Below are 23,492 nucleotides of genomic sequence, written 5' to 3' on the forward strand. Positions count from 1 at the left end.
CAATAACCCTTGCGGGTCAGCTCTGTCCGGCCGCGGCGGGCTGCTCCTGCTGCCCGGCCCGCTGGACCTTCCCGGGCTGGGGAATGAGGAGTTCCTCGACTCCGCAGCCGAGGACGGCGCAGATGATGTTGAGGTCGTCGAGTTTGACGCTGGCCGGTTCCCCGGACCACAGGCCGGACATCTTTCCGGCGCTGATGGCCAGGCCGTGGTCGGCGAGCATCCGCTGGAGCTCGCTGGCTTTCCAGATGCCGCGGTTGGCAGCGGCCAGCCGCAGGTTCCACTTCATCGCCGTAGTCCTTCCAGCCGGGTGGCGGCTCGCCGCTGGCCGGCGAGCCAGGCGTCTTCGACGTGGGTGCCGGTGACGTGCACGTAGTTCATGGTCGTGGCAATCCAGGCGTGACCCAGGAGCTGCCGGATCGCGATCAGGTCCATCCCGGAGGCATAGAGCTGAGAGGCGCAAAAGTGCCTCAGGACGTGCGGGGTGACGACATCGGGCCAGTCCGGCAGGTGTGTCGCGGCGGCCCTGGCCAGCGCAGCCCGGATCGTCTCGTCCCCGGCCCGCGCCGAGGTCCCATCGGCGTTCTTCCGTTCCGAGGGCAGCAGCGGAACGCCGGGCCGGGTGTGGTCGTCGCCGAACTGACCCCAGACGTCCTCCACGAACCAGCGCAGCGTTCCTTGCGCGTTATTGATCAGCGGGACCATCCGCTCCCTCGGGCCCGAACCGCGGGCGCCCTTGCCCAGGCGGACGTGGAGCTTGCCGAACCGCCCGAGACCCCACTTGATGTCGGGCAGGTCGAGCTTGCAGGTCTCGTTGACCCGCAGCCCGACCTCGGCCATCAGCCGGCAAGCCGTGTAGTTCCTCGCGGCCGGTGCGAACTACCGACACATCGCCAGTTCCTGCCGCCAACCGGCGAACAGCCGGCCGACCTGCTCGACGGTCGGTGCGATACGGAGCTTGGCCTGCTGGCGGCCGCGGGGCCGATTCATCTCGTCGATCGGGCATTCGACGACCCGGCCGGTCATCTGGTGAATCTCGACCTTGTGCCGTAGCTCCAGGAACAGGAAGAACGTCTTCAACGCCTGCGCCCGCGACAGCCGCGTGCCCTTCGCTGTGCTGCGCAACACCTTGCCGAAGTAGACGTCGGCGTCGGCCGGCTCCAACTCCCACAGCAGCCGGCCGAGCCATGCCCGGATCTGCTCCAGGTGCGTCACGTCCGAAGAGATCGTCCCGTCCGACAGACCCGCTGCCGCCCGCGCCAGCACGAAGCCCGCCAGCACGTCGGTCTCCAACGCCTCCAGGTCCTCCGCAGTGGCCGGGGCACGCGCCACTCGAAGATCCTTCACCACAGCCAGCGCCAACTCCGGGCACCTCGCCTTCACCCTCACAGCAAGACGAACGCCCAGGACGATAGGTCTTCAGAATCCCTGAAGTCTCATCAACTACTGAACAAGCCGGAGCGCCAGCACATACGCCCAGGTCCTGCGGTTAGAGCGGCTGAAGAGCCTCGGAGGAACTCAAGGGGATATTTCTTAGGAGGAGCAGTCCCGCTACCTGCGCGAGGTGCTGACGATCCTCGACGAAGAGGGGGCCGACGGGTGTTCTGGTACACCTTCGCCCGGTGGGACCTGCCGGAGGAGCTCGACGTCGCGAGTGCGGGCCTGGTGAAGGTGCTCGGCGACCGTCTACGGTGGGAGCCGAAGGCCGCCTGCACCGCCCTCGCCGAATTCTATGGACGCACACCTGCGTGACCTCCGCTATTTCGTCGCCGTCGCCGAAGACCTCCACTTCACCCGCGCGGCCGAACGCCTCTTCGTGTCCCAGCCCGCGCTGTCGAAGCAGATCCGCGCCCTCGAACGGCACCTCGGCTTCTCCTTGTTCGACCGCGAACCGGCCGGGGTGACCCTCACCCCGCAGGGCGCCGCGCTGCTTCCGGTGGCCCGCGACCTGCTGGCCCGGTGGACCGAAGGCATGGAGACCGCCCGAGCGGCGGCGCCGGCGGAGACGCTGGTGGTGGGCATGCACACGTCCGTGGGCCGCGACCTGCAACGCGACACGCTACGGCGCTTCCGCGACCGCATGCCCGGCTGGGCCGTCTCCCTGCGGCTGGTGAGCTGGGACGATCCCAGCGGCGGCCTCGCCGACGGGTCGAGCGACCTGGCCTACGTCTGGCTACCCGTACCCGCCGGGCTGGAGGTGCGCGTCCTGGCCACCGAACGCAAGTTCGCGGCGCTGCCGGAAGGTCATCGGCTGGCCGGCCGCGACGAGATCGACCTCGCCGAACTCGACGCCGAACCCTTCCTCGCCCTGCCCGCCTCCTCCGGGCCGCTCCGTGACTTCTGGCTCGGGCTCGACGTCCGGCCCCGGGCAATCGTCGGAGGTGAGGTGTCGTCGGCCGACGAGGTCTTCGAGGCGGTCGCCGGTGGGCTGGGCGTGGCCCTGCTGGCGGAGGGCAACACCGAGCTCTATCGGCGTCCGGGCGTGGTGTGCCGCCCGGTCACCGGCCTGACCCCGGCCGAACTGGCGATCGCCTGGCGGGCCGCCGACCGCCGTCCGGCGGTACGGGCCTTTCTGGCGGCACTCCCATAGCCATCGGTGATGACGGCAGGTCTTGGACGGCCGGTCACGTGCTTTTGAAGAATCGAGTGCATGAAGAGACTCGTGATCGGCTTAGTCGCGGCGGCCCTGGTGAGCGGATGTTCGGGAGATCCGGGAGATTCGGGAGCACAGGCGGTGGCCACTCCTCCGGCGGAGAGCGCCCCGGCGGCCGTCGCCACGGAACAGCGCGCCCTGGTCGACCGTTTCGTCAAGACGATCAACGCCGGCGACGCCCGAGGTGTCGGCGCGATGTTCGCGGAGTCGGCCCGGTTCGACAGCGTCGGGCGCATCTACTCCGGCCGTGCCGAGATCATGGACCGCTTCCTGGTTCCCGAGGTGATCGAGGCCGGCGGCACCTACACACTGCTCGACGTCACCCCCGGTGCGGGCGCCGACCGCGTGGTGGCCCGCTACGACTTCACGACCGGCTCCGGCGGCGGGGAACGTTTCACCTACGACTGCGCGGTCGCCGACGGCGCCTTCACCGACTGCGTCGGGCGCTACGTCGGCTGAATATGCTGCCTTCATGAACGACCTGCGGGCCCGCAACAAGAAGGCCACCCGCGAGGCCATCACGACCGCCGCCCTGCGCCTGGCCGTCGAATTCGGGCCGGGCGGGCTGGCGCTCGTCCGGGTCCACGACATCGCCTCGGCGGCGGGGGTGTCGGCTCGGACGTACAACAACTATTTCTCCAGCAGGGAAGAGGCCATCTGCGGCCACCACGCCGACCAGGCCAAACGCGCGGGCGACGCGCTGAGGGCCAGACCGGCCGACGAACCGCTCGACGTGGCGGTGACCGAGGCGATGGTCGGTCTGTTCACCGACCCGGAACCCGACAGGGCCGGGCTGCGCATGATCATGCTGACTCCCGAGCTGAGGGCGAGGCACTGCGGGCCTTCACCGTGGCCGAGGGGCCGCTGGCGGAGGCCATCGAGGAACGGACCGGCGGAGACGGCCTCTCCGCCGAGGTGACGGCGGCAGCGGTGGTCGCGGCGATCAGGGTGGCGGACATGGCCGCGCACGCCACAGCGCTGGGCGAGACGGTACGCGCGGAGAACGGCGTCGCCACCGCGATCAAGATCCTGGAGGCCGTCAGCGGATGAAACATGCGGGGACTCGTAACGTTCCGGCGTTTGCCAGTGGGAGTCGACGGGGTCCCCTGATTCCCGTGGAATCAGCGTCTCCGGGCGGCCGGATCGCGCCCCTCCTGCCAGCGGGCCAGCGCCTCGGGGGAGACCCGCGCGTAACGCGCAAGCGAGGCGACCGACGTGTGCCCCGAATACGCCAGCAGAGTAGAGGTGTTGGCACCCTCCTCCGCGGTATGGGTCAGCGCGCTGTGACGGAGCTGATGCAATGTCCACGGCCCGCCGGGCAGGCCCACGGTGGCCTGCTCGAAGCACTCGGCCGCCCGCCGGTAGGACAACCGGGCCCAGCCCGAGTCCGGATCCAGGTCCGCCGGCGGCAAAGCCAGGCGGGCCCGCCGCTCGGTGAGGAAGACCGGCCCCACCCGGCGTCCCGCCAGCAGGCGGGGCAGCAGCCGGGCGGTGGCGGTGCGCCAGACGACGACGTCGATCGCGCCGCCCTTGCGCCGTACCTTCGCTCGCCGGTTGCGCAGGTCGAGCTCGCCGGTGTCCAGGGCCAGGACCTCCTCGGCTCGGGCGGCGCTTTCATACAGCAACCGCCACAAGGGTGCGCTCGCGCAGGTCCAGCACCGGGCGGGTCAGCAGCGTCTCGACCTCCGCCCGAGCCAGCGCCCGCGTCCGGTCCGGCGTGCGCGAGCGGCGGCGGATCCGGCGCAGCGGGTCGCCGGCCAGCCAGCCCTGGTCACGCCACCACCCGCACGCTGAGCCGAGCGCGTCGTTCGACCGGCTGGAAGCTGAAGTGGCCGCGACTGCCGCCCAGCTGGCGGCGATGAAGCTCGTGGTCAACCACGCCTATGGCACTCAAGCAGTCACTGGGCGAGCGTCAAACCTTCACGTCGCGTCGCGCCCACATCTCAGCGCAAGTGCGTGCCTCAGCATGGATGCCCCTTCCGCGTGAATGTCCTGACCTGGGAAGAGTCGCTCGTTTGGGGCTGGTGACACATCCGTTAACGACACCCCTAGAAAGCCCAGAGTTCAGGCGAACTGAAGGATTCTCAGGATGAACTGGTGGTTCTTCATGCTCTATCTGGGCTGTGGGCCCTTGGGTTCGTCTCGACTGGTGGGTCTTGTTCCTCGGACCGGGAGATGATCAGGGCGCGGGCGTTCTCGGCGTAGCGGATGGCGGTCTTGGGATCAAGACCGAAGACGGCCGCAAGGTGGAGCGGATCAGGTCCAACGGCGAGTGCCTCATCAAGTTGTCGTTGGACGCGTAACCGCTCCAGAGTGGCAGCTTGGCCTAGGAAGGAATCGGTCAGATGGACCTTGCTGACCGGGCCGGTTTCCATCGCCGTCTGCTGGTTGATGAGCAGGTGCGGGTTGGCTGTGTTGGCCCGGCGTCGAACTGCCGGCCCTTGAGCACGCCCGCCAGGCCGACATCCTCCGAACCACGGCCATCGACGAGAGTGCCCCGAGATGAGCACCGACAATCCTGGGCCCGGCGACGACGCGGGGTCAGCCGAGTTCCGCGGGTAGGTCACGCGAGTTGACCTTCGTGACGATCAGAGCGGGCGCGTTGGACGCCTTCGCCGTGGCGAGCGCCTGGTCGAGGGCCGCCGCAGTGGTGACGGACTGGGCGGCCTGCACGCCGAGCCCGTTGGCGAACTTGACGAAGTCCCAGCGGTTGAGGACGACGTACGGCTTCGGCTGGGTGGCGGGATCGCTGAAGTAGTCGGCGTCGAGCAGGAACTGCTCGAAGGCGTAGATGCCGTTGTCGATCACGACCACGACCGGGTTGCGTGCGTAGCGGACCATGGTGGACAGCGCTTGGGCGGTCATGTGGAAGCCACCGTCGCCGCAGATGACCAGCGGGCGGCGGGTCGAGCCGAACGACGCCCCGACCGCTGCGGCCACCGAGTGTCCGATCGAGGCCCACACGGCCCCGCACAGGAAGCCGTCGCGGCCCTTGATCGGCAGGTTGGCGGCTGAATGGATGCCGAGGAAGGTGTCGGGAATCACCAGCCAGGACGGGTCCAGCGCGGCGCCGATGCGCTCGAACACCTGGCGATAGGTCAGCGGGCCCTCGGCTGCGGGCGTGACCGGGTCGACGGCGGCCGGTACCGGTCGCGGCGCCGCCTTCGCGGCCTCGGTGACCAGGGCGGTGACCAGGGCGTCGAGCTGCGCGCTCTGCTTGGCGGCATTCTTGATCTTCACCTTGCCGTCGTAGGCAGTGATGACGCGGTTCGTGCCGGTGCGGATGAGCGTGGCGTAGCTGCTCGGGAACACGCAGCCGAGCATCACGAGCAGGTCGGCCTGCGCGATGGCGTTCACGGCGGGCAGCGAGTGCGGCGGGGCGTAGACGCCGACCCAGCCGTCGCCCTGCTCGGGCAACACTCCCTTGGCCGGCAACTGGACCGACCAGCGCACACCGAGCCTGGCGATCAGGTCGGCGACCTTGTCGGCGAGCCCGTGGCGCTGGATCTCGATGCCGACCAGGACCAGCGGCAACGTCGCGGCGCGCACCAGGCCGACGATCGTGTCGGCGAGTTGCTCCTCGGTGCCCGCCGGCGGCTCGGTGACCGGCAGGGACCCGGATGGGGCCGGGCAGGGCGCCGTCCAGATGTCCCTGTTGATCTCGATGTAGACCGGCCGCTTGCGCTTGACGGCGGTGGCGATCGCGGCGTCGACCACGCCCGGCACCGCGGCGGCCGTTCCGGCGCGCGTCGCGCTCGCGGTGACCAGCCTGTACGTGCGCAGGTCGTGGTCGGGCTGCCCGGTCGAGTGCGAGAACAGGACGTCGAAGTCCCTGAGGTTGGCGAGATTGGTCGCGTTGGGGCCGCCGTTGACGATGACGACCGGGCTGCGCTCGACGAAGGCGCCGGCGATGGCGTTGACCATGCTGAGCATGCCCGCGCCGTTGGCGACCGCGACCGCGCCGAGACCCTTGGTCCGGGCGTAGCCGTCAGCCGCGTAGCCAGCCTCGAGGTCGCTCGCGGTGACGATCGGCTTGACGCCGTTTCGGCCGGCCGCGTCGAACAGCCCCGCGCAGTAGGCGGCGGGCACGCCGAACAGCGTGTCGACGCGCTGCTGGGTCAGCCTCTTGAGCACGTAGTCGGCGACAGTGAAGGCCACGATGACGCTCCAGTGCAGGCCCGCCGCGGCGGGGATCGGTCAGTCGGAGACAGAGAGCCTGGAGTCGACCAGCCGCCTGTTGCGAGGGTCATCGATGTGGTTCATGGGCATCGGCACGGGCGCCGCCTGACCGAACGCGGCGGCGATGACGTTCACCAGCTTCTTGCATTCGGCCGGGTTGAGGTCCTCGTCCTCCTTGTCCCAGTCGGTAGTGCCGCCGATGACGACGTGGTCGGAGCGCGGGAACATGTAGCCGTTGCGGCTGTAGAGGTATTGCAGGTTCGGCTGCGCCGGCAACATCGCGAGGTAGCCTCTGACCCCGACCAGCTTCGTGTCGTTCCACAGCTCCTTCGCGCCCATCCCGGTGCAGTTGATGATGATCTTTTGTGGCACCGTCGCGAAGATGTCGGCCTTGGTGGCGAAACACTTGTCCACGAAGGTGACGCCGCGCGCCTTCAGGTCGCACTCCAGCCGCGGGAGAAAGATGGGCGGCTCGATCAGCAGCGTCTGATACAGGAATCCCGGCTGGGCGTGGTTCTGGAACGGCAGGCGGTCCAGTCGCTGGCGGGCCGGCAGCAGGCCGGGCAGGAGGTCCAGCACCATGTCCAGACCGTCGGCCGGCTTGGGGGAGTAGTTGGGCCGCTCGGAGACACCGAAACCCTTGCCGATGCTGTCCTTGAAGGTCGTGTAGGACGTCTTGATGATCGCCTTCAGGTCCTGCTGGTTCATGGCGGTCTCGACGACGGACACGGCCCACTGGCCGCCGGCCTTGAACGACGTGGTGTCCACCGGCTTGCGATCCGCGAAGATCTTGACCTTGAGCCCCAGGTCGAGCAGCATCGTGGCGGCGGTCAGGCCCATGACGCCGGCGCCGAGCACCGCTACCTCTGTCTGGGGCGAGACGGCAAGGAACTGGCTGACCATGTCCTTCACCTTGGCTGCACAGCCCCAGCTCAACGAGATGCCGGCGCCACCGTGGCCGTAGTTGTGAACGATGAACCGGCCGGACACCCGCTCGGAGTTCAGCCGGAAGGTTCCCTCGCGATAAGGCCGCACCCCGGTGACGCACGCCCCGGGCACGTTCGGATCGAAGGCGAAGTCGGGTGTCGGCAGATTGGTGAGCTCCCGCAGGTGCATCGGGCCAGCCCCCTGACTCATCGTGTCTACTTGCGATTGGGGGCCGTCGGCACTCGTACCCGGCGTCGGCGACACCAGCCCCCGCCGCAACCAAGGCTTGACTCGGCGCAGGGCAGTTGTTTTCTGCGGCTGCGCGAGGGCGGCGCATCGCGGGGACACGGTGACCGCCACTGCGACACATAGGCCGAGCACTTGAGGAAGTGCAGGATGACCTACTTGGTCAGTTCAGGCACCGCGTAACCTGTCTCACGCTCGCACTGCTCCGACCAGCTCCCCGACGACGGTGGCAACGTGCGTGCATAACGCCACGGCCAAGCCGAGCCGGTCCGCCGGACCACGGCCCCGACCGGGATCGACGAACGCGACATCCGCCGGAGTCAGGGTGAAGAACCTCGCTGGCTCGTCCCTGCCAATCTCCGGGCACCTCGCCTTCACTTTCACAGCAAGACGAACGCCCAGAACGATAGGTCTTCAGAATCCCTGAAGTCTCATCAACTCCTGAACAAGCCGGAGCGCCAGCGCATAAGCCCAGTTCCTGGGGTTAGAGCGGCCGAAGAGGCTCCGAGGAACTCAAGGGATATTTCTTAGTGCCGCTCAAGAGACGCTGCCCGGCACCGTCCGCCCGGATCGGGCATGCCCCCGGCCGGGGGCTCGCCTTCCTCCTCGTGAGCACAATCATGGTCATCATGGTCGTCACCGGCCGGATCGTGATCCGGCTGCTGCCGATGCTCCACGCCGTCCAGGTGCTGGTTGAGCAGATCTTCGGCGTCCGGGTGACCTGGGGCTTCCTGCGCACGGCGTGGAGAAGGACCGGTTCGGCCGGGCGAACGCCGCCGCCGCGCTCCGATCGTTTCATCAGCATCGCTTTCAACGGCATGCTCAAGGGGCCTGTACGACTGGGCACGTCACCTGGGCCTGCTGTGCGGGCAGGGCAAACCTGTGCCGTCGAACGGGCGATCTGCGACATGCGCAACACCGCCGCGCATTCGATCGGCCACCTGACCACTCGGGTGGAGGCCGCCCAAACGCTCAACGATCTCGCCGCGATCATCAACCACGCGTCTCCATCCCCGGAGGACGGCTGTACCCCGCTCCGCAACGGCGCGGAGTCGTGACCGTGGCATGGAGCCACGACGAGACTCAGCTGATGGGGGACCTGGACAGGGCAGGCTCGCCGATCCCGGGCTGGGGGAGTTCGCCTCCAGGTGCGAGGGCACCCAGTGCTCGACCGGGCTGCGAGGGCCGGGATCACTTGCCGGCGCCTGGTACGCCGAATCGCCCGCCGACGAATCTAGGAGTCTCGCTTATAAATCTACTTTGTAAAGGCGCCAGGTTTTTTGCATACCCAACCAATTAAACCCACACACCCTCAACGACAAGGAAGCCGAGTTTGCCGGCAGGGGAGCCCTATAGGGAGGGAGTGGCCCACCAAGCAGGAGATCGAGAGAGGTCCTCTGGAGCTCTCCGTGCGCTTCCTGGGGTTCGTCCGGCATGTAGGCCGAACGGTGTAACTCCTGGTCAGGGAGACGCCTGTGACTAGTACGTTGAGCCAGGCATCTCCAGCGATTGGACCCGGAGTACGCACGCCGTGCCGTTGCCGCCTACCGGCCCCCGGCGGACCTCAGCGGCCGCACGGAGCCGCCCGGTCACCGCGGCGCCCATCCCCGACCCCGTCACTGCGTAAGTGCCCATGCGCGTCCCTCTCCCTGCTGAGATGTCACTCACCACTCGGCAGGACGGCCGCCGCGACGATGACATTGCTGACGATGGTCGCGGTGATGGTGCGTGTGACCGCTTCTGCGGCGGCTCCGGCGCCCCAGTCGCCTTGTTCGAGTTGCTTGGCGCGGGTGATCACGGAAGTGGTCCAGGGAATCTCACGATGGAACTGGGGGAGGGTCCCGCTTCCCGAGAGCAGTGCTCCGAGGGCTGCGATCCGGCGCTGCGGTTCCGCGCCGTCGACGAGCACGGCCCGTACGTCGGACAGGAGGTGCGCCCGGCGCCCGGTTCCGCCGTCTTCGAGGACCTTCGTGTTGAACAGGCCGAGGGTCTTGCGGCTGGCCCGCCGGATGTCGCCGCGTTCGACGAGCCGGTCGAGCAGCGGGCCGCGCAAGGTGGGCCCGATCGCCGCGAGCGCGGTCTGGACGCCTCGGGGTTTCTCGGCGAGGTAGTCCCACGCGGATCGCAGGATGGGGTCCGACGGCGGGTGGTCCGCGACGGCCTCCACCCGTGTCGATCCGCCCCGGCCGGGAACGGTTCGCACATGCTCGCCAAGCCCGAGATCGGCGAGCACCGCGCCCGCGAGAACGTAGAAGAGTGTGTTCTCACCTGCGATGATCCCGGTGCCTTGCGACCCGGCGTCCGGCTGGAACAGAAGCAGCAGGAGATCCTCCGCCAGGGTCGGGGCCCCGAGCGGCTCGGTCTCGGTTCTGTTGTCGGTCATCGGTCGTGCCTTTCGACGGAGGGCGGCTCAGGCCGTCCCGGCCGGGGAATCGTGTCCCCAAGGAGAAACCGTGTTCTGGGAACAGGGTCAACGGCGGTCGTTGCCCGCCTCGCGGGCGAGAACGCTTGCGCGGCGTAGCACGTCGATCTGAGCGGGGTTGTAAAGCTCGACGACCGCGTCGATGAAGGTCTGCCGCGGGAGGTGCTCGCTCTTGGACAGATGCGCTGCCGGGTCGCTCAGCCAGGGGTAGTCGGCGAGGTGCCGGGCGAGGGTCGGGGCGAGTTTCTCGGCGAGGCGCTGTCTGGTGGCTTCGTCCGCGTCGGGCGGCAGGGAATCGATGTCGTCGCCGATGGGGTCGGTGTCGGCCTCCACCATGCGTCGCAGATCGGTCATCGCGTCCTCGTCGTACAGCTGCCTGTAGATGTGGATGATCGAGCTGTCGGGGCCGGACAGGCGCCCGGCGACGGACTCGAACCCCGCGGGCGTGTCGGCCGGCGCGCCGTCGCGCAGGATGGCCGCGATGCCGGACCTGGCCCGCTGCAGGCGCTCGATGTCGGCCGCGAGTTCGGCGTCGACCTGGCGCAGGTCGTCGGGGGTGAGGTCCCCGTCCGCGCCGATCTCGCCGATCCGGGAGAGCGGCACGCCCAGTTCGGTGAGGCGTCGGATGCGCAGGAGGCGTACGAGATCTTGCACGCCGTACTGTTTGTAGCCGTTGTAGCGGCGTCTCGGTTCTTCGATCAGGCCGAGCCGGTGGTAGTGCCGGATGGTGTTCACCGTCGTGCCGGCGAGTTGCGCGAGTTCGCGTGTGCTCCAGGTCACATCGTCTCCCTCGCGCGTCGTGGTGACGTTGCGATGCCTATTTCTGTATCGATCGATACAGAAATCGATCGTAGCATGTTCCGCATCGATCACTTCGGAAAGGCGACTGCAGTCAGGCGTCGAAGCGCCGGCGGGCGGTCTCGATGTGGCCGAAGTGCTGGTGGGTCCAGCCGCAGATGAGATCGACCGTCGCGCGAAGGGCCTGGCCCGGCTCGGTGAGGGTGTATTCGACTCGGGGTGGCACGGTGGGGTGCACCTTCCGTGTGGCCAGGCCGTTGCGCTCCAGCATGCGCAGGTTCTGGGTGAGCATCTTGTGGCTGATGCCCTCGACCTCGTCGCGTAGCTCGCTGAAGCGCAGGGTGCGCTCACCGAGGGCCTCGATGATGAGCAGCGCCCACTTGTTGGCGACGTCCGAGAAGATCTCCCGCGCCAGGGAGTCCGCGCGTCTCAGGTCCGCTTCATCAGCCGTGCCGGCGAACTTCTTGGTCACCATGAGGTTCCCTAGTCTCTAAAAGGTGCGTTCTTCCACTTCAGCGAACACTCTCCTATGGTTCCTGAGTAACCGCAAGAGAGTAAAGGCGCCCTCCGGGCCTCGATCAATCAGGAGATCTCGTGGCTGTTTCGCTCATCAACCCTGACAGGCAGTTCCAAGTCCCGCTCTACCATCACGTCGCGGTGGCGACGGGGAGCAGGCAGGTCCACATCGCGGGACAGGTCGCCTGGGACGAGCGCGGCGAGCTCGTGGCGCCGGGTGACCTCGCCGGCCAGGTCACCCAGGTCTACCGCAACGTCGCCAAGGCGCTGGACGCGGCCGGAGCGACGTTTCACGACGTCGTCCGCGTCACGTGGTACGCCGCAGGCTGGAAGAGAGAGATGTACGACGCCTTCAACGCGGGCATCGAACAGGCCGCCCGCGAGTTCGACATCGCCACGCCACCGGCCGCACTGATCGGGGTGGACGTGCTTTTCGAGCCCGGCATCCTCATCGAGGCCGAAGTCACCGCGATCATCGACTGAAGCTGACACCGGTTTGGACGGCTGCGATCGCAGCCGCTGCCGTGCGGTCGGCATGGAGAGCGGGTTGGCCGCTGCCCTGACCCCGCCACACCAGCTGCGCTGTCGGTCGGGCTGCACCTGCCGACGTAGATCCAAGCGGGCGGTAGAGCCCCTGGTCGCGCCAGCGATGGAGCACGCGCCCGGCTTCGACGCGCTTGACCCCGTTCCGAGAACAGCGTGTTCGCTCTGGACGACTTGAGTGTGCCCCCAGGGCATGGTGTTCGCTCACTAGCGCAGCAACCGGCCCGAACCTGAGAGGAACTTCCTGATGGATGCACCACGAGACGCGGCGGGTCGCCCGCACCCCGTGTCAAGTCCCTCGGTGCAGGGGCGCGCCCGGCCGTTCGGCGCGCACCTCCGCATGAGCTGGTGGAAACCGCTCGTGGTCATCATCGTGCCCTCGCTGGTGATGGTGGTCCTGCAGGTCGCTCTCTACCAGATCGTCGGCGTCATCGAGGGCAGCGACGACCCGCTGGCAGCCGGCTTCACGCCGTTGAAGTTCCTGGCCGTCAACCTGAGCGTGGGCGCCGCGGGTGTGCTGGCGATCGTGCTCCTGGCGTGGATGGCGGAGGTGCCGTGGCGCAGCCTGATCAGCGCGCCGCGAGCGTTCGACGCGCGCCGCTTGGCGGAGTATCTGCTCGGCGCGGCGCTGCTGGTGGGCGCCGGGATCGGTGTCGTGGCGCTGGTCGCCCCCGACGCGCCGGGCTGGACCGCCTTCGGTGTGAGCGCCACGACGGTCGCCATGCTGGTGATCATCCTTTTGACCACCCCGATACAGGCCGCCGGGGAGGAGTTGATGTTCCGGAGCGCCGTGCTGCCCGCCGCCGCGTCCTGGGTGCGTGCGGTCCGCCCGGCTCTGGTCGTCGGGCTCGTGGTCTCCAGCCTGGCCTTCGCTGTGGTTCACGGGTCGACCGACCCCTGGCTGTTCGGCTACTACGTCGTGATCGGTGTCTGCACCGGGCTGATGGCGATCATCAGCGGGGGCGTCGAGGCGCCGATCGCGTTCCACGTCGCCAACAACGTCCTGGCGACGACCGTCAACACGCTGATGGCCGACGGCGAGGCGTTCCCCCTCGACCGATCCACCGACACCGGCGACGCGTCCCTGCTGATCCTGGCCGCTGTCGACGTCGGCATGGTCGTCCTGGTCTGGGTGCGCGAGCGGCGAGCACGAGCCGCGGGCCGGGCGGGCGACTCATGACCTGGAGTACTCGCGAGATAGCCGAGCTCGCGGAGACCACGGTGAAGACGGTGCGCTACTACCACGAGATCGGCCTGCTCGACGAACCTGACCGCGAACCCAACGGTTACAAGCGATACGAGGTCCGCCACCTGACGAGGCTTCTGCGGATCAAGCGACTGACCGGGCTGGGCGTGCCGCTCGCCCAGGTGGCCGCGATGGGAGCGGACCCCGACCGTCAGGCCTCGGTCTTCCGCACCATCGACGCCGAGCTCGAGGCGACGGTGGAGCGGCTCCAGGACATCCGGCGGGTGCTGGCCACGCTGTCCGAGCCGGGCGCGTCAGCGGACGTGCCGACCGGGTTCAGCGGCGTCGCGGAGGACCTGCGCGACAACGACCGCGCGCTCCTCACGATCTACGCCCAGCTGTTCTCGGATGAGTCGATGGACGCCGTACGGCGGACCCTTGAGGCACGCCCCAACGTCGCCCTGGACGAGGAGTTCCGCGACCTGCCCGAGGACGCCGACGACATCACGCGGCAGAGCCTCGCCGAGCAGCTCGCGCCGTTCATCGATCACCCGGTCACTCTGGAACTCAAGGACTCCGCGCCGCGGCAGGCCCGGGTTGCCCTCGGCCGTGCTCTCGAAGCCCTCTACAACCGCGCCCAGATCGACGTGCTTCGCCGGGCACAGGTGATCAGTACAACCAGCCGCGGCTGACGCGATCACCCCGTTCGGACCGACCCGTAGGCGGCGGGCGCGACCAGCACGCGCAGGTTCGCCGGGGCGTCGACGCCGAGTTCCAGGCGGTGCGCGCGCTCGTACAGGCCGATCTGGCGCAGGGCCGCCGCGTGGTCGCCGGACGTGGCCAGGCCACGGATCAGGAGTTCCTGGTTGGCCTGGGCCAGGGGGTTGCGGGCCACGGCGCGGCCGGCGTACACGACGGCTTCGCGGGCGTGGCCGTCCCGGAGCAGGGTGGCGGCCGTACGGCGCAGGCGCTGTTCGACGATCGAGGCGAGGCGGTGGCGTTCGAGCAGCAGCCAGTGGTCGAACTCCGTGCTGGCCACCGGTTCCGCGCCTTCCAGCAGTTCGCCGCCGAGCCGCAGCAGCGACACCGTATCGGTGGGACCCTTGGTGAGCGTGTGGACGTCGACCTCCACGTCCGCGCCCAGCGCGAGGGTCAGCGGGTCGCCGTTCAGCATCCCCGGCAGGCCGACGGCGCGGCGCAGTTCGGTGAGTGTCCACCGCAGCGCGCCCAGCGGGTCGGCGGCGTTGTCGAACAGCAGCCTGGCCAGGTGCGTGCGGCTCGGCGCGCACTCGGCGAGCAGGAGGTAGCCGAGCAGCGCCCAGGTCTTACGTCCACGCGGTGGGCGGAGTCGCTCGCCGTCGCGTTCCAGGACCGGTCGGCCGAGCAGCCGGATCGTCAGCATGTGCCGCTCCTCAGGGGATCAATTCCGGTCAGTCAATCCCGGGGCCCGCACCGGCCGCATCCGTGGCGGGTACGGAAAACGACTCAGTGAAAACCGCCCGGTACGCTGGCCGTCAACAAGGATCTCGATGAAGGCTGCGGATGACGGGTTCCGGGTCGGACGTGTCGGCACGCGAGGCCGAGGTGCTGGCCGCGCTCGGGGAGCGCCTGACGAACGCCGAGATCGCCGCCCGGCTGTTCATCTCGGTCCGCACCGTGGAAAGCCACGTCTCCTCCCTGATGCGCAAACTTCAGGTGGACGGCCGCAGGGCACTGGCGGCCGCCGGGAAGACGGCGAACCCGGTGACACCGCGGCTGCCCGCGGCGCTGACCTCGTTCATCGGCCGGGAGGCTGAACGGGCCGTCCTGGCCCGTGCGCTCGGCGCGCACCGTCTGGTGACCGCGGTGGGGCCGGGCGGGGTCGGCAAGACACGCTTGGCGCTGAACGTCATCATCGATGTCGCCGGCCGGTACGCCGACGGCGCCTGGTACGTCGATCTGGTGCCCGTGACGGATCCGGCGATGGTGGCGCCGGCGATAGCGGCGGCCCTCGGCCTCGGGGAGCGCCAGGGCCGGTCGAGCGAGGACACCGTCCTGGGCTGGCTGGGGTCCCGGCAGGCGCTGCTGGTGCTCGACAACTGTGAGCACCTGCTCGACGGGATGCCGGCGCTGGCCGAGCGGCTGCTCACCGGCAGTCCCGGGCTGTCGATGCTGCTCACCAGCCGCGCCCGGCTGCTGGTGCCCTTCGAGCAGGTGGTTGCGGTGCCCGGTCTGTCCGTCGAGGCGGGTGACGCGGTGGAGTTGTTCCTGGCACGCGCGGCCGCGGCCGGCAGTCCGGTGGCGGCGACGGACACCGGCCGGGTCGCCGAGATCTGCCGCGCGCTCGACGGCATGGCGCTGGCCATCGAGCTCACCGCCGCCCGCGTGCCGTCGCTCGGCCTGGACGGCATCGAAGCCGGCCTGACCGACCAGATGGACCTCCTGGCCGGTGGCCCGCGCGCGAACGACCGGCACCGTTCGATGCGGTCGGCGCTCGACTGGAGTTACACCCTGCTCGACGCGGCGGATCAGGCGTTGCTGCGCAGGCTCTCCGTGTTCGCGGCGGCGTTCTCCCCGGTCGCGGCGCGGGCCGTGTGCGCGGGCCGGCCGCCGGTGTCCGGTGATGCCGTCACGGCGGCGCTGGCCCGGCTCACCGATCAGAGCCTCCTGGTCGCGGTCGTGGACGAGGCCGGGACCCGCTACCGGGCGCTGGAGACGATCCGGCAGTACGGCGCCGCGCGTTTGGCCGATGAGGGCGAGCTGGATCGGGCTCATTCCGGTCACCTGGCCTGGTGCCTGGACACCGCCGTCGCCGCCGGGCTGCCCTCCGGCGACGACCCGGCCTGGCGGCGCCGGTTCGATGAGGTGGCGGACGAGCTGCGCGCCGCGCTGCGCCGGGCGGCGGCCGGCGGCTCGCATCGGGCGCGGGGGTACCGGCTGGCGATCAGGCTGGCCGAGATGGCGTTCGCGCGTGGACTGCCCGGCGAGGCCCAGGCGCGGTACGAGCAGGCGGCGGACCTGGCGGCGGACGCGGGCGAAGCCGCGGCCGCCTTGCGCAGCGCCGCGGGCGCGGCCCTGTCGCGGCACCTCGGCGACGACGCGCTCCGGCTGCACGTGGCCGCGGCCGATGCGGCCGTCGAAGCGGGCGACCGGGCCGGCGCGGCCGCTGACCTCGCCCAGGCCGCCGAGCTGTGCCACCGTGCGGTGGGGCTGATGGCGACGGCGCCGCAGGACGGTTGGGCGGCCGAGTTGCTCGCCCGCGGGCGGGCGCTCACCGACGGCAGCACGGTGGCCGAGTCCCGGCTGCTGACCGCTGCGGCCTGCGCCGGCGACTACACCGATCCGGCCACCACCGAAGTGGCCGAGTCCCGGCTGCTGACCGCTGCGGCCTGCGCCGGCGACTACACCGATCCGGCCACCACCGAAGTGGCCGGGCGGGCCATTGCGCTGGCGCGCCAGGCGGGCGACCCGCTGGCCGAGAGTGCCGCGCTGGACGCGCTGACAGCGATCCAGCTGGCCCGTGGCGAGCTACGCGCCGCGCTGGCCAGCGCGGTTCGGCGCACCGAGATTCTGGATCGGCTGCGCATGACGGCCATATCCGGGCTCGAGGTCTTCGATTCGCTCTACATGGCCGCCGAGTGCGCCACCGCCGTCGGCGACCTGCCAACCGCCAGGGCGATGGCCGAACGGATCCGCGATCTGCCCTTTCATCGCGAGGAAGGCCATCTGGCCACGTCCCGGCTGGTCGTCGTCACCGCCCTGGCCGGCGACTGGGACGAGACCCTCGTGCTGGCCGAGCGGTTCCGGGAGGGATGGGAGCAGGCCGGGCGGCCGCGCGCCGGGAACCTCACCCGTGCCGCCTACGCGGCGGCGACGGTGCACGGCCTGTGCGGGGACGATGGCGCCAGGGCCGCCTGGCTGGACATCGTCGACGCACTGGCGACCCCGGGCCAGCCGCTGTCGGCGATCCACTTCAACGAGTTCTTCGACGCGCTCCTGTTGCTGCACCGGGGCCGGGGCGAGGCCGCGCTCGACCTGCTCCACACGCCTCCGGAGCACTTTCGGACCTGGTCCAGCGGGATGTGGCGGCCGTGGTACGCGGCGCTGTGGGCCGAGGCGGCCGTGGTCACCGGCCATCCCGACGCCCGTGACCGCATCCGCCGCGCGGGCCTGGCCACCGCGGACAACCCCATCGCCGCCGCCATCGTGACCCGGGCCGAGGCCCTGACCGGCGACAGGGCCGACGACCGGGCCGGACTGGGCCTGGCGGCCGCCGCGTTGGAAGCCGCCGGATGCCGTTACCAGTGGGCTCGCACGCTCGTCGCCATCGGCGGGGCCGACCGCGCCCGGGGCGAGGCCGCGCTCGTCGCGATGGGCGCGACCGTCACGGCCTGGCCTCCGAACGCGGAGGACTAGCGGCCGATCGTCAGATCCTCGGTGGGCAGTGTCTGGCAAGCCAGCCGCCACCCCTCGGACAGTTCCGCGGCGGAGAACATCCCGCGGGTGTCGGTCTCGTAGGCGCCGGACAGCACCCGTACCCGGCAGGTGCCGCACGCGCCCTCGCCGCACGACTGCGGCAACGCGACATCGGCGGCGTTGGCCCCGTCGAGGACCGACTGACCGGGTGAGCAGAGGAACGCCGGTTCGCCGTCGGCCATGCCGATCTTGTACGCGGTGACGCCTGCCGCCGCGGCGGCGAGGGCGATGACGTGCGCCCGCTCCCTGCGGGTCTCCTTGCTGCGGCCCGACACGAAGGCCTCGGTGAGGATCGCCTCCCGGGGCAGCTCCAGTTCCGTCAGGTAGCCGATCACGTCCTGCATCATCGCCGCCGGCCCGCAGAGATGGACGCGGCTCACCCCGGCGAAGGCCCGGAGCGCGTTCGCGTCGATCCGCCCGTCCCGCCCGGTCACGAAGATCGACACCTCGAGGCCCGGCAGCCGCTCCCGCAAGGCGTCCAGTTCCCGCCGGAACAGCACGTCGGCCTCGGTCCGGAAGCTGGCGAGCAGCACGATCCGGCCGGTGTGACCCGCTTCCGTGGCTGCGACCAGCACGCTCATGAGGGGGGTGATCCCGACGCCACCGCCAATCAGCAGCAACGCGCCGGGGTGCGGTTCCCAGGTGAATTCCCCATGCGGGCCGCTCACCCTCAGCGCGTCGCCGACCGCCAGTTCCTCGTGCAGGAACGTGGAGCCGAGACCGTCCGGTTCGAGCTTCACGGAGATCTCGGCGAAGCGGCGTTCGCCGGGTCCGCTGCAGATCGAGTACGACCGTTCGATCGGCTCCGCCGCGACCGGGAGATCGACCTTGACGTACTGCCCGGCCGTGAACGTGAACGGCAGGGAGCGGCCGGTCAGCGGTTCCAGGCGGATCCGCCGCACGGTCGGCGACAATGCCTCGATCGAGGCCACCCGCAGGTAGCCCTGCCACGGGACGGCCGGGTTCCGGGCCGCCCCGCGGGACAGGATGGTGCGCCACATGGTCCCGAGCTGCCGTTGCCTGAGCACCGCGTTCGCCGCCAGCAGCCCGCCGGCCAGCGCTCCGACCACTCCGGGCCCCCAGGCGTCCTGCCCGGCCACGAACAGGCCCTTGATCGGTGTACGGGATCCGGCCCGCGGTGACCGCATCCGCTGGGGCGTCGCCGAGAGCCCGTAGAAGGAGCCGAGAACGCTGCGCTGATAGGTCTCGAAGGACAGCGGCGTGGCGAGTTCGGCGAACGCGATCGCGTCACGGAATCCGGGCCATTGTCCTTCCAGGCGGTCGATCAGCCGTTCGGTCAGCTCCTCCTTGAGCCGCCGGTAGCTGTCCGGCCGTTCGCCCTCGGGTATCCCACGCCACTGGTCGACCATCCCCGGATCGACGAGTTCCACGACCTCGACCGTGTGGGAGCGGGCGGCCGGGTTGTTGAGCGACGCGAACGAGACGTACAGCACCCCTTCTCCGGGCGGACGGCGGAACCCTTCGTGGTCGTCGAGGTCGGGCATGAACCAGTGGTTCTCGCCGCGTAGCCCGAACGCGGCCGGTGAGCGGTCCAGCCCGAGGAACAGCATGATCGCCGACGGTTCCGCCGGCAGGTCGGCCAGTTCCTCACTCTTCCCGATCAGTTTGTACGTGTTGCGCACCCCCGCCGCCGAGACGACGGTGCCCGTCCGCACGTGGTAGCGGCGGCCGGTGGCGGTGTCCTGGACGTCGACCCCGGTCACCCTGCCGCGATCGAGGACGAGCCGGTCGACGCGCTGCCGGGGGCGCAGCTCCACGTCGTACCGCTGAAGGATCTCCAGCACGATCCGGCCCAGCTCCTTCGGCCCGCCCACGGGGTGCGCGGTGCCTGCCATGAAGAAGGTCAGCGGGACCGCGGCGTGATAGCCGAAGGCGCTCGACGCCGGCGGCGTACCGTAAAGACCCCACCTCGCGGCCAGAACCGCCCGCAGACGCGGATCGTCGAAGCTGCGGACGACCTGATCCCGCAACGACCGGTACGCCTCCGGGAAGAGCCGCTCGACGACGGGTGCACCCACCTTGCGCAGGCCTGCGGGCATCGACGCCAGGACATTGCGCGCCGCCAGCCCGGACCACGCGCGACGTGTCGTCCGGAGAAAGCCGTCGACGGCACTAGTCTCGGCCGGGAACCGTTCGGCCAGACGCGCCCGGAACCGTTCCCGCGTGGCGGGGACGGCGAAATCGAATCCCGGGAAGTGCAGGACGTCGTAGTCGTCCGGCAGGGGAGACAGCTGCACCCGGCCGTCGGTCATGAACTCGAGGAAAGGCCCGGCGTCCGTGCTCATGTAGTGCAGCCCGGTGCCGAACTGGAATCGTCCGGCGCGGGAGAACTCGTGTGTCATCCCGCCGAGCGTGTAGTGCTGTTCGAGGACGAGAACCCGCTTCCCGCCGAACTGCGCGATCGCGCGCGCCGCCGCGAGACCGCCCATCCCCGACCCGATCACCACGACGTCGGCTTCCTCATCCGTACCCATGCTGAGAGGTTGCCGGAGCCGACTTTATAAGGACTGAAGGAGTTGTGAAGTCGGGGGTGAGGGCGGCAGGTCGGGTACGACCAGGTCATGGCACACCAACATCAGCAGGCGTCATGAATCGGCGATCCGTGATCGTGGTCGGCGCGGGGCTGGCCGGGCTGGCCTGCGCGGTGCGGCTGCGCCGGTCGGGCGTGCCCGTCACCGTGCTGGAGGCCGCGGACGGGGTGGGCGGCAGGATGCGCACCGACATGGTGGACGGCTTCCGGCTCGATCGCGGCTTCCAGGTGCTGAACACCGGTTATCCCGAGGTGCCCCGCGTGCTGGACGTCGGGGCGCTGCGGCTGCGCGCCTTCAACTCGGGCATGCTGGTCTTCCGCACCGGCGGCGGCAGGGAAAGGGTCATGCTGCCGTGGAAGCACCCGCGCCACGCCCTCACCGGCCTGACCGCCGATCTCGGCACCCCGGTCGACAAGGCGGTCCTGGCCGCCATGACCGCGCGCGATCTGGCCTTCCCCGCCCGGATGCTGCGCGCGGGCGCCGAGCGCACCATCCTCGACGAGCTCCGTCACTGGGGCATGTCGCCGGTGATGGCCGAGCGGCTGATCCGGCCGTTCCTGGCCGGTGTGCTGCTGGAACGGGAACTGGAGACCTCCAGCCGGGTCTTCCACCTGATCTGGCGGTCGTTCGCGCGCGGCACCATCGCCGTGCCGGCGCTGGGCATGGGCGAGATCCCGGCGCAGCTGGCGAGCCGTCTGCCCGCGCGGGCCGTGCGTCTGGAGTGCCCGGTGCGGGCGGTCAGCGGCACGGGCGTGATCCTGGACGACGGCGAGGAGCTGCCCGCCGCGGCCGTGGTGGTGGCCACCGACCCGCGCGCCGCCGCGGCGTTGCTGCCCGGCCTGCGCACCCCCGCCATGCGGGCCGTCACCACCTTCTACCACGCCGCACCCGAGTCTCCGCTCGCGGAGGCCATCCTGGTGATCGACGCCGACGGCGTCATCGCCGACACGCTGGTCATGACCGACGCGGCTCCCGAGTACAGCGCCACAGGTGAGGCGCTCATCGCCACGTCGGTGCTGGGAACGGCCGGTGACGACGCCGAGCCGCGCGTGCGGGGCCGCCTGGAGGAGATCTACGGTACGGACGTCCAGGAGTGGCGCCACCTCGCCACCTACGCGATCGCCGAGGCGTTGCCGTCGATGCCGCCGCCCATGCCCTTGCGCCGTCGCGTCCGCCTGGGGGCTGGGCTCTACGTCTGCGGCGACCACCGGGACACGGGGTCCATCCAGGGGGCGCTGGTGTCGGGGCGGCGGGCGGCCGACGCGGTCCTGAACGACCTGAGACCATGATCGTCAAGTCCGGCGTATGTGGGCGGCGGCCAGGATGAGATAGGCGCTGGCGGTCCAGGTGTAGGCGCGGTCGCGGAGTCCTGCCCCGGTGCGGGCGTCGAAGTTCTCCGCGAATCCCGATTTCTCACACAGGGCGCGGAAGCGGGCGCTGACCTCGTCGGCGAGGACGGTCTGGCCGGCGCGGCGCAGGCCGTCCTCGATGAGGATCGTGGAGGGGGCCCAGATGGGGCCGCGCCAGTAGCCGTCGTCCTGGTAGTGGGGTGAGGTCGGCAGTTCGGTGGCGAGGCCGTATTCGGTCAGGTGGGTTTTGATCCTGGCGGCGAGGGCCGTCTGGATGTGGTGGGGCAGTTCTTCGCCCAGCACGATCGGCATGAGGTCCAGGAGGCTGCTGCTGGTCCAGGTCTCGCCGGAGCTCGCGCTGCGGGTGGTGAAGCGGTCGTCGTGCCACAGGTGGGTGAGCATGGCGTCACGCATCCGGTCGGCGGCCTGGGTCCAGTGCGTCGCTTCGCCGGGGAGGGAGAGTTCGGTGGCGAGGCGGGCGAGCGTGCGCATCTGGAGGATCAGGAAGGAGGCCAGGTCGGCGGTTTCGACGACGCGTCCGGGGGTGAAGGTGGTGGCGTTGTCCCATCCGCTGTCGTTGCCGTGCTGGTAGTGGGCCAGTTCGTGGCCGGGGACGCGGCGGGCGTCGAGCCAGAACGTGGTCCAGCGTTCGAGCAGGCGGTAGGTGTCGGATCGTTCCCGCGCGGGTGGCGGGGGGAGGTGGCGCAGGGCCCAGCCGTGGATGGGTGGTTTGACGAAGTTGTAGAGGATCTCGGAGTGGGTGACCGAGTCAGGGAGCGCTCCGGTGGCTTCCTGGTGGTCGAAGGGCAGCCGGAACTGGTCCCAGGCGAGGGCGGGGAGGCCTTCGGCCAGGGCGATGGCGTTGAAGCAGTGGTCCCAGCTCCACACCTTGTCCATCCAGTGTTTGGACATGAGGACGGCGGGGCGGGTGACGAATCCGGCGGCGCCCACGGTGGCCGACCAGAGCACGTAGACGGCGAGTTCGGCAGCGGGGGTGCGGTCGTCACGCCAGGGGGCGACGGTGTCGAGGTAGTGCCGGTAGTCGTCCCGGGCGGCGGCGGCGACCTGGTCGAAGTCGTGCGGGCTGGTGTAGGGGGTGCGGGCGGTCTCGAACTCCTCGATGGCGATCTCCCACTCGTCCCAGTCGCCGGTGACCACGATGCCGCGTTCGGTGGTGCCGAGTTCCTGGGTGCCCAGGTGTTCGGTGATCCGTCCGGCGAGCAGGGTGATGCGGTAGCGGCGGCCGGTCTGGTAGACGGTGAAGATCGCGGATCCGTCGCGGGGGTCCCGGAAGAAGTAGGGGCCGCTGAAGGGTGTCAGGACGAGGTCGGCGGCCAGGAGCCGCAGGTCGACGCCGCGCCCGCGGACGCGGACGGTGTCGGTGGTCTCATAAGCGAGGTCGATGCGGCCGGGGTCGCAGTCCCAGGTGAGCTGGTGGGGGGTGGCGGTGACGACGCTGTCGGTGGTGGGGGCCAGCCGGAGGATGGGGTGCATGCCGGTCTGGTGGGAGACGAGGTGGATGTCCTGGGCGTAGGTGTTCTCGCCGATGACCGGTGAGAAGCCGAACCAGGACCCGCGGAAGCTGAACGGGATTTCCCGCAGGGAGAACTCCGGGCCGGTGACGGCGGCGGTCATGGGGAAGTGGTCCTTTCGTGGGGGTGGGGAGCCC

General features: G+C 69.9%; 24 protein-coding genes and 1 pseudogene. 11 read left to right on the forward strand and 14 right to left on the reverse strand.

Annotated features, from left to right (window positions below; all coding sequences use genetic code 11):
* Window positions 1-16: 16 nt before the first annotated feature.
* The 3 genes and pseudogenes from AW272_RS20490 to AW272_RS44210 all read right to left on the reverse strand — a co-directional run bounded on the left by AW272_RS20490 (window position 17) and on the right by AW272_RS44210 (window position 1,359).
* Window positions 17-286, reverse strand: coding sequence for a helix-turn-helix domain-containing protein (locus AW272_RS20490; RefSeq protein WP_066367495.1), 270 nt, complete (start codon window positions 284-286; stop codon window positions 17-19).
* A pseudogene (locus AW272_RS44205) lies at window positions 283-852 on the reverse strand (tyrosine-type recombinase/integrase); the annotation flags it as partial. The gene AW272_RS20490 and the pseudogene AW272_RS44205, both read right to left, overlap by 4 nt.
* A gap of 24 nt (window positions 853-876) precedes the next feature.
* A complete protein-coding gene (locus AW272_RS44210) occupies window positions 877-1,359 on the reverse strand; it encodes a site-specific integrase (RefSeq protein WP_218010979.1) in 483 nt (160 codons plus the stop codon).
* Window positions 1,360-1,596: 237 nt separating this feature from the next.
* Between AW272_RS44210 and AW272_RS42165 the strand changes: the two genes are divergently transcribed.
* Genes AW272_RS42165 through AW272_RS45630 form a run of 5 tightly spaced genes read left to right on the forward strand, consistent with a single transcriptional unit; the run spans window position 1,597 to window position 3,700 of the window.
* Complete coding sequence (locus tag AW272_RS42165) at window positions 1,597-1,749, forward strand: hypothetical protein (protein ID WP_157518666.1); 153 nt, start codon at window positions 1,597-1,599, stop codon at window positions 1,747-1,749.
* Window positions 1,730-2,587, forward strand: coding sequence for a LysR family transcriptional regulator (locus AW272_RS20500; protein ID WP_066367498.1), 858 nt, complete (start codon window positions 1,730-1,732; stop codon window positions 2,585-2,587). The genes AW272_RS42165 and AW272_RS20500 overlap by 20 nt, the downstream gene beginning before the upstream one ends.
* Window positions 2,588-2,647: 60 nt before the next feature.
* Window positions 2,648-3,109, forward strand: coding sequence for a nuclear transport factor 2 family protein (locus tag AW272_RS20505; RefSeq protein ID WP_083958503.1), 462 nt, complete (start codon window positions 2,648-2,650; stop codon window positions 3,107-3,109).
* A gap of 13 nt (window positions 3,110-3,122) precedes the next feature.
* A complete protein-coding gene (locus AW272_RS20510; RefSeq protein WP_066367502.1) occupies window positions 3,123-3,569 on the forward strand; it encodes a TetR/AcrR family transcriptional regulator in 447 nt (148 codons plus the stop codon).
* The gene (locus AW272_RS45630; protein WP_275527304.1) at window positions 3,566-3,700 is read left to right on the forward strand and encodes a hypothetical protein; all 135 of its coding nucleotides are present in this window, start codon (window positions 3,566-3,568) and stop codon (window positions 3,698-3,700) included. The genes AW272_RS20510 and AW272_RS45630 overlap by 4 nt, the downstream gene beginning before the upstream one ends.
* 71 nt (window positions 3,701-3,771) lie before the next feature.
* On the opposite strand, the gene AW272_RS20515 is transcribed toward AW272_RS45630, so the two are convergent.
* The 5 genes from AW272_RS20515 to AW272_RS20535 all read right to left on the reverse strand — a co-directional run bounded on the left by AW272_RS20515 (window position 3,772) and on the right by AW272_RS20535 (window position 8,386).
* Entirely contained in the window at window positions 3,772-4,275 is a 504-nt protein-coding gene (locus AW272_RS20515; RefSeq protein ID WP_218010980.1) for a tyrosine-type recombinase/integrase, read from the reverse strand.
* Window positions 4,265-4,525 carry a hypothetical protein gene (locus AW272_RS44215; RefSeq protein ID WP_218010981.1) on the reverse strand — a complete coding sequence of 87 codons (261 nt, stop codon included), beginning with the start codon at window positions 4,523-4,525 and terminating at the stop codon, window positions 4,265-4,267. The genes AW272_RS20515 and AW272_RS44215 overlap by 11 nt, the downstream gene beginning before the upstream one ends.
* 666 nt (window positions 4,526-5,191) lie before the next feature.
* Window positions 5,192-6,808, reverse strand: a complete 1,617-nt coding sequence (locus tag AW272_RS20525; RefSeq protein WP_066367504.1) for a thiamine pyrophosphate-dependent enzyme — start codon at window positions 6,806-6,808, stop codon at window positions 5,192-5,194.
* A 39-nt stretch (window positions 6,809-6,847) separates the two neighbouring features.
* Complete coding sequence (locus AW272_RS20530; protein ID WP_157518667.1) at window positions 6,848-8,116, reverse strand: FAD-dependent oxidoreductase; 1,269 nt, start codon at window positions 8,114-8,116, stop codon at window positions 6,848-6,850.
* 75 nt (window positions 8,117-8,191) lie between these two features.
* Window positions 8,192-8,386 carry a DUF4158 domain-containing protein gene (locus AW272_RS20535; RefSeq protein ID WP_369408741.1) on the reverse strand — a complete coding sequence of 65 codons (195 nt, stop codon included), beginning with the start codon at window positions 8,384-8,386 and terminating at the stop codon, window positions 8,192-8,194.
* 245 nt (window positions 8,387-8,631) lie between these two features.
* Here AW272_RS20535 and AW272_RS20540 point away from each other — a divergent pair, with 245 nt between their 5' ends.
* Window positions 8,632-9,060 carry a hypothetical protein gene (locus AW272_RS20540; protein ID WP_157518668.1) on the forward strand — a complete coding sequence of 143 codons (429 nt, stop codon included), beginning with the start codon at window positions 8,632-8,634 and terminating at the stop codon, window positions 9,058-9,060.
* A 602-nt stretch (window positions 9,061-9,662) separates the two neighbouring features.
* Here the strand turns inward: AW272_RS20540 and AW272_RS20545 are convergent.
* The 3 genes from AW272_RS20545 to AW272_RS20555 all read right to left on the reverse strand — a co-directional run bounded on the left by AW272_RS20545 (window position 9,663) and on the right by AW272_RS20555 (window position 11,697).
* The gene (locus AW272_RS20545) at window positions 9,663-10,385 is read right to left on the reverse strand and encodes a GOLPH3/VPS74 family protein (RefSeq protein WP_066367518.1); all 723 of its coding nucleotides are present in this window, start codon (window positions 10,383-10,385) and stop codon (window positions 9,663-9,665) included.
* Window positions 10,386-10,472: 87 nt separating this feature from the next.
* Entirely contained in the window at window positions 10,473-11,204 is a 732-nt protein-coding gene (locus AW272_RS20550; protein WP_066367520.1) for a MerR family transcriptional regulator, read from the reverse strand.
* A gap of 112 nt (window positions 11,205-11,316) precedes the next feature.
* Window positions 11,317-11,697 (reverse strand): winged helix-turn-helix transcriptional regulator, encoded by a 381-nt coding sequence (locus AW272_RS20555; protein ID WP_066367522.1) that lies wholly within the window; start codon window positions 11,695-11,697, stop codon window positions 11,317-11,319.
* A 119-nt stretch (window positions 11,698-11,816) separates the two neighbouring features.
* Here AW272_RS20555 and AW272_RS20560 point away from each other — a divergent pair, with 119 nt between their 5' ends.
* The 3 genes from AW272_RS20560 (at window position 11,817) to AW272_RS20570 (ending at window position 14,159) form a co-directional block, all read left to right on the forward strand.
* Window positions 11,817-12,221: a RidA family protein gene (locus AW272_RS20560; RefSeq protein ID WP_066367523.1), complete on the forward strand. Its 405-nt coding sequence runs from the start codon at window positions 11,817-11,819 to the stop codon at window positions 12,219-12,221.
* Between the two features lie 307 nt (window positions 12,222-12,528).
* Window positions 12,529-13,461, forward strand: coding sequence for a CPBP family intramembrane glutamic endopeptidase (locus AW272_RS20565; protein ID WP_218010982.1), 933 nt, complete (start codon window positions 12,529-12,531; stop codon window positions 13,459-13,461).
* Complete coding sequence (locus tag AW272_RS20570; protein ID WP_066367524.1) at window positions 13,458-14,159, forward strand: helix-turn-helix domain-containing protein; 702 nt, start codon at window positions 13,458-13,460, stop codon at window positions 14,157-14,159. Before AW272_RS20565 ends, AW272_RS20570 begins: the two co-directional genes overlap by 4 nt.
* A 5-nt stretch (window positions 14,160-14,164) precedes the next feature.
* Here AW272_RS20570 and AW272_RS20575 read toward each other — a convergent pair whose 3' ends face one another.
* Window positions 14,165-14,869: an AfsR/SARP family transcriptional regulator gene (locus tag AW272_RS20575; protein ID WP_066367527.1), complete on the reverse strand. Its 705-nt coding sequence runs from the start codon at window positions 14,867-14,869 to the stop codon at window positions 14,165-14,167.
* A 140-nt stretch (window positions 14,870-15,009) separates the two neighbouring features.
* Here AW272_RS20575 and AW272_RS20580 point away from each other — a divergent pair, with 140 nt between their 5' ends.
* Complete coding sequence (locus tag AW272_RS20580; RefSeq protein ID WP_066367533.1) at window positions 15,010-17,862, forward strand: ATP-binding protein; 2,853 nt, start codon at window positions 15,010-15,012, stop codon at window positions 17,860-17,862.
* On the opposite strand, the gene AW272_RS20585 is transcribed toward AW272_RS20580, so the two are convergent.
* The gene (locus AW272_RS20585) at window positions 17,859-20,417 is read right to left on the reverse strand and encodes a 2Fe-2S iron-sulfur cluster-binding protein (RefSeq protein WP_066367535.1); all 2,559 of its coding nucleotides are present in this window, start codon (window positions 20,415-20,417) and stop codon (window positions 17,859-17,861) included. The genes AW272_RS20580 and AW272_RS20585 overlap by 4 nt on opposite strands.
* A 113-nt stretch (window positions 20,418-20,530) precedes the next feature.
* Between AW272_RS20585 and AW272_RS20590 the strand changes: the two genes are divergently transcribed.
* On the forward strand, window positions 20,531-21,763 hold the full coding sequence (locus AW272_RS20590) for an NAD(P)/FAD-dependent oxidoreductase (protein WP_066367538.1): 1,233 nt from the start codon (window positions 20,531-20,533) through the stop codon (window positions 21,761-21,763).
* A 3-nt stretch (window positions 21,764-21,766) separates the two neighbouring features.
* Here AW272_RS20590 and AW272_RS20595 read toward each other — a convergent pair whose 3' ends face one another.
* A complete protein-coding gene (locus AW272_RS20595) occupies window positions 21,767-23,458 on the reverse strand; it encodes an amylo-alpha-1,6-glucosidase (RefSeq protein ID WP_066367547.1) in 1,692 nt (563 codons plus the stop codon).
* Between the last annotated feature and the right edge of the window lie 34 nt (window positions 23,459-23,492).

Source organism: Herbidospora mongoliensis, assembly GCF_001570545.1.
Lineage (GTDB): Bacteria > Actinomycetota > Actinomycetes > Streptosporangiales > Streptosporangiaceae > Herbidospora > Herbidospora mongoliensis.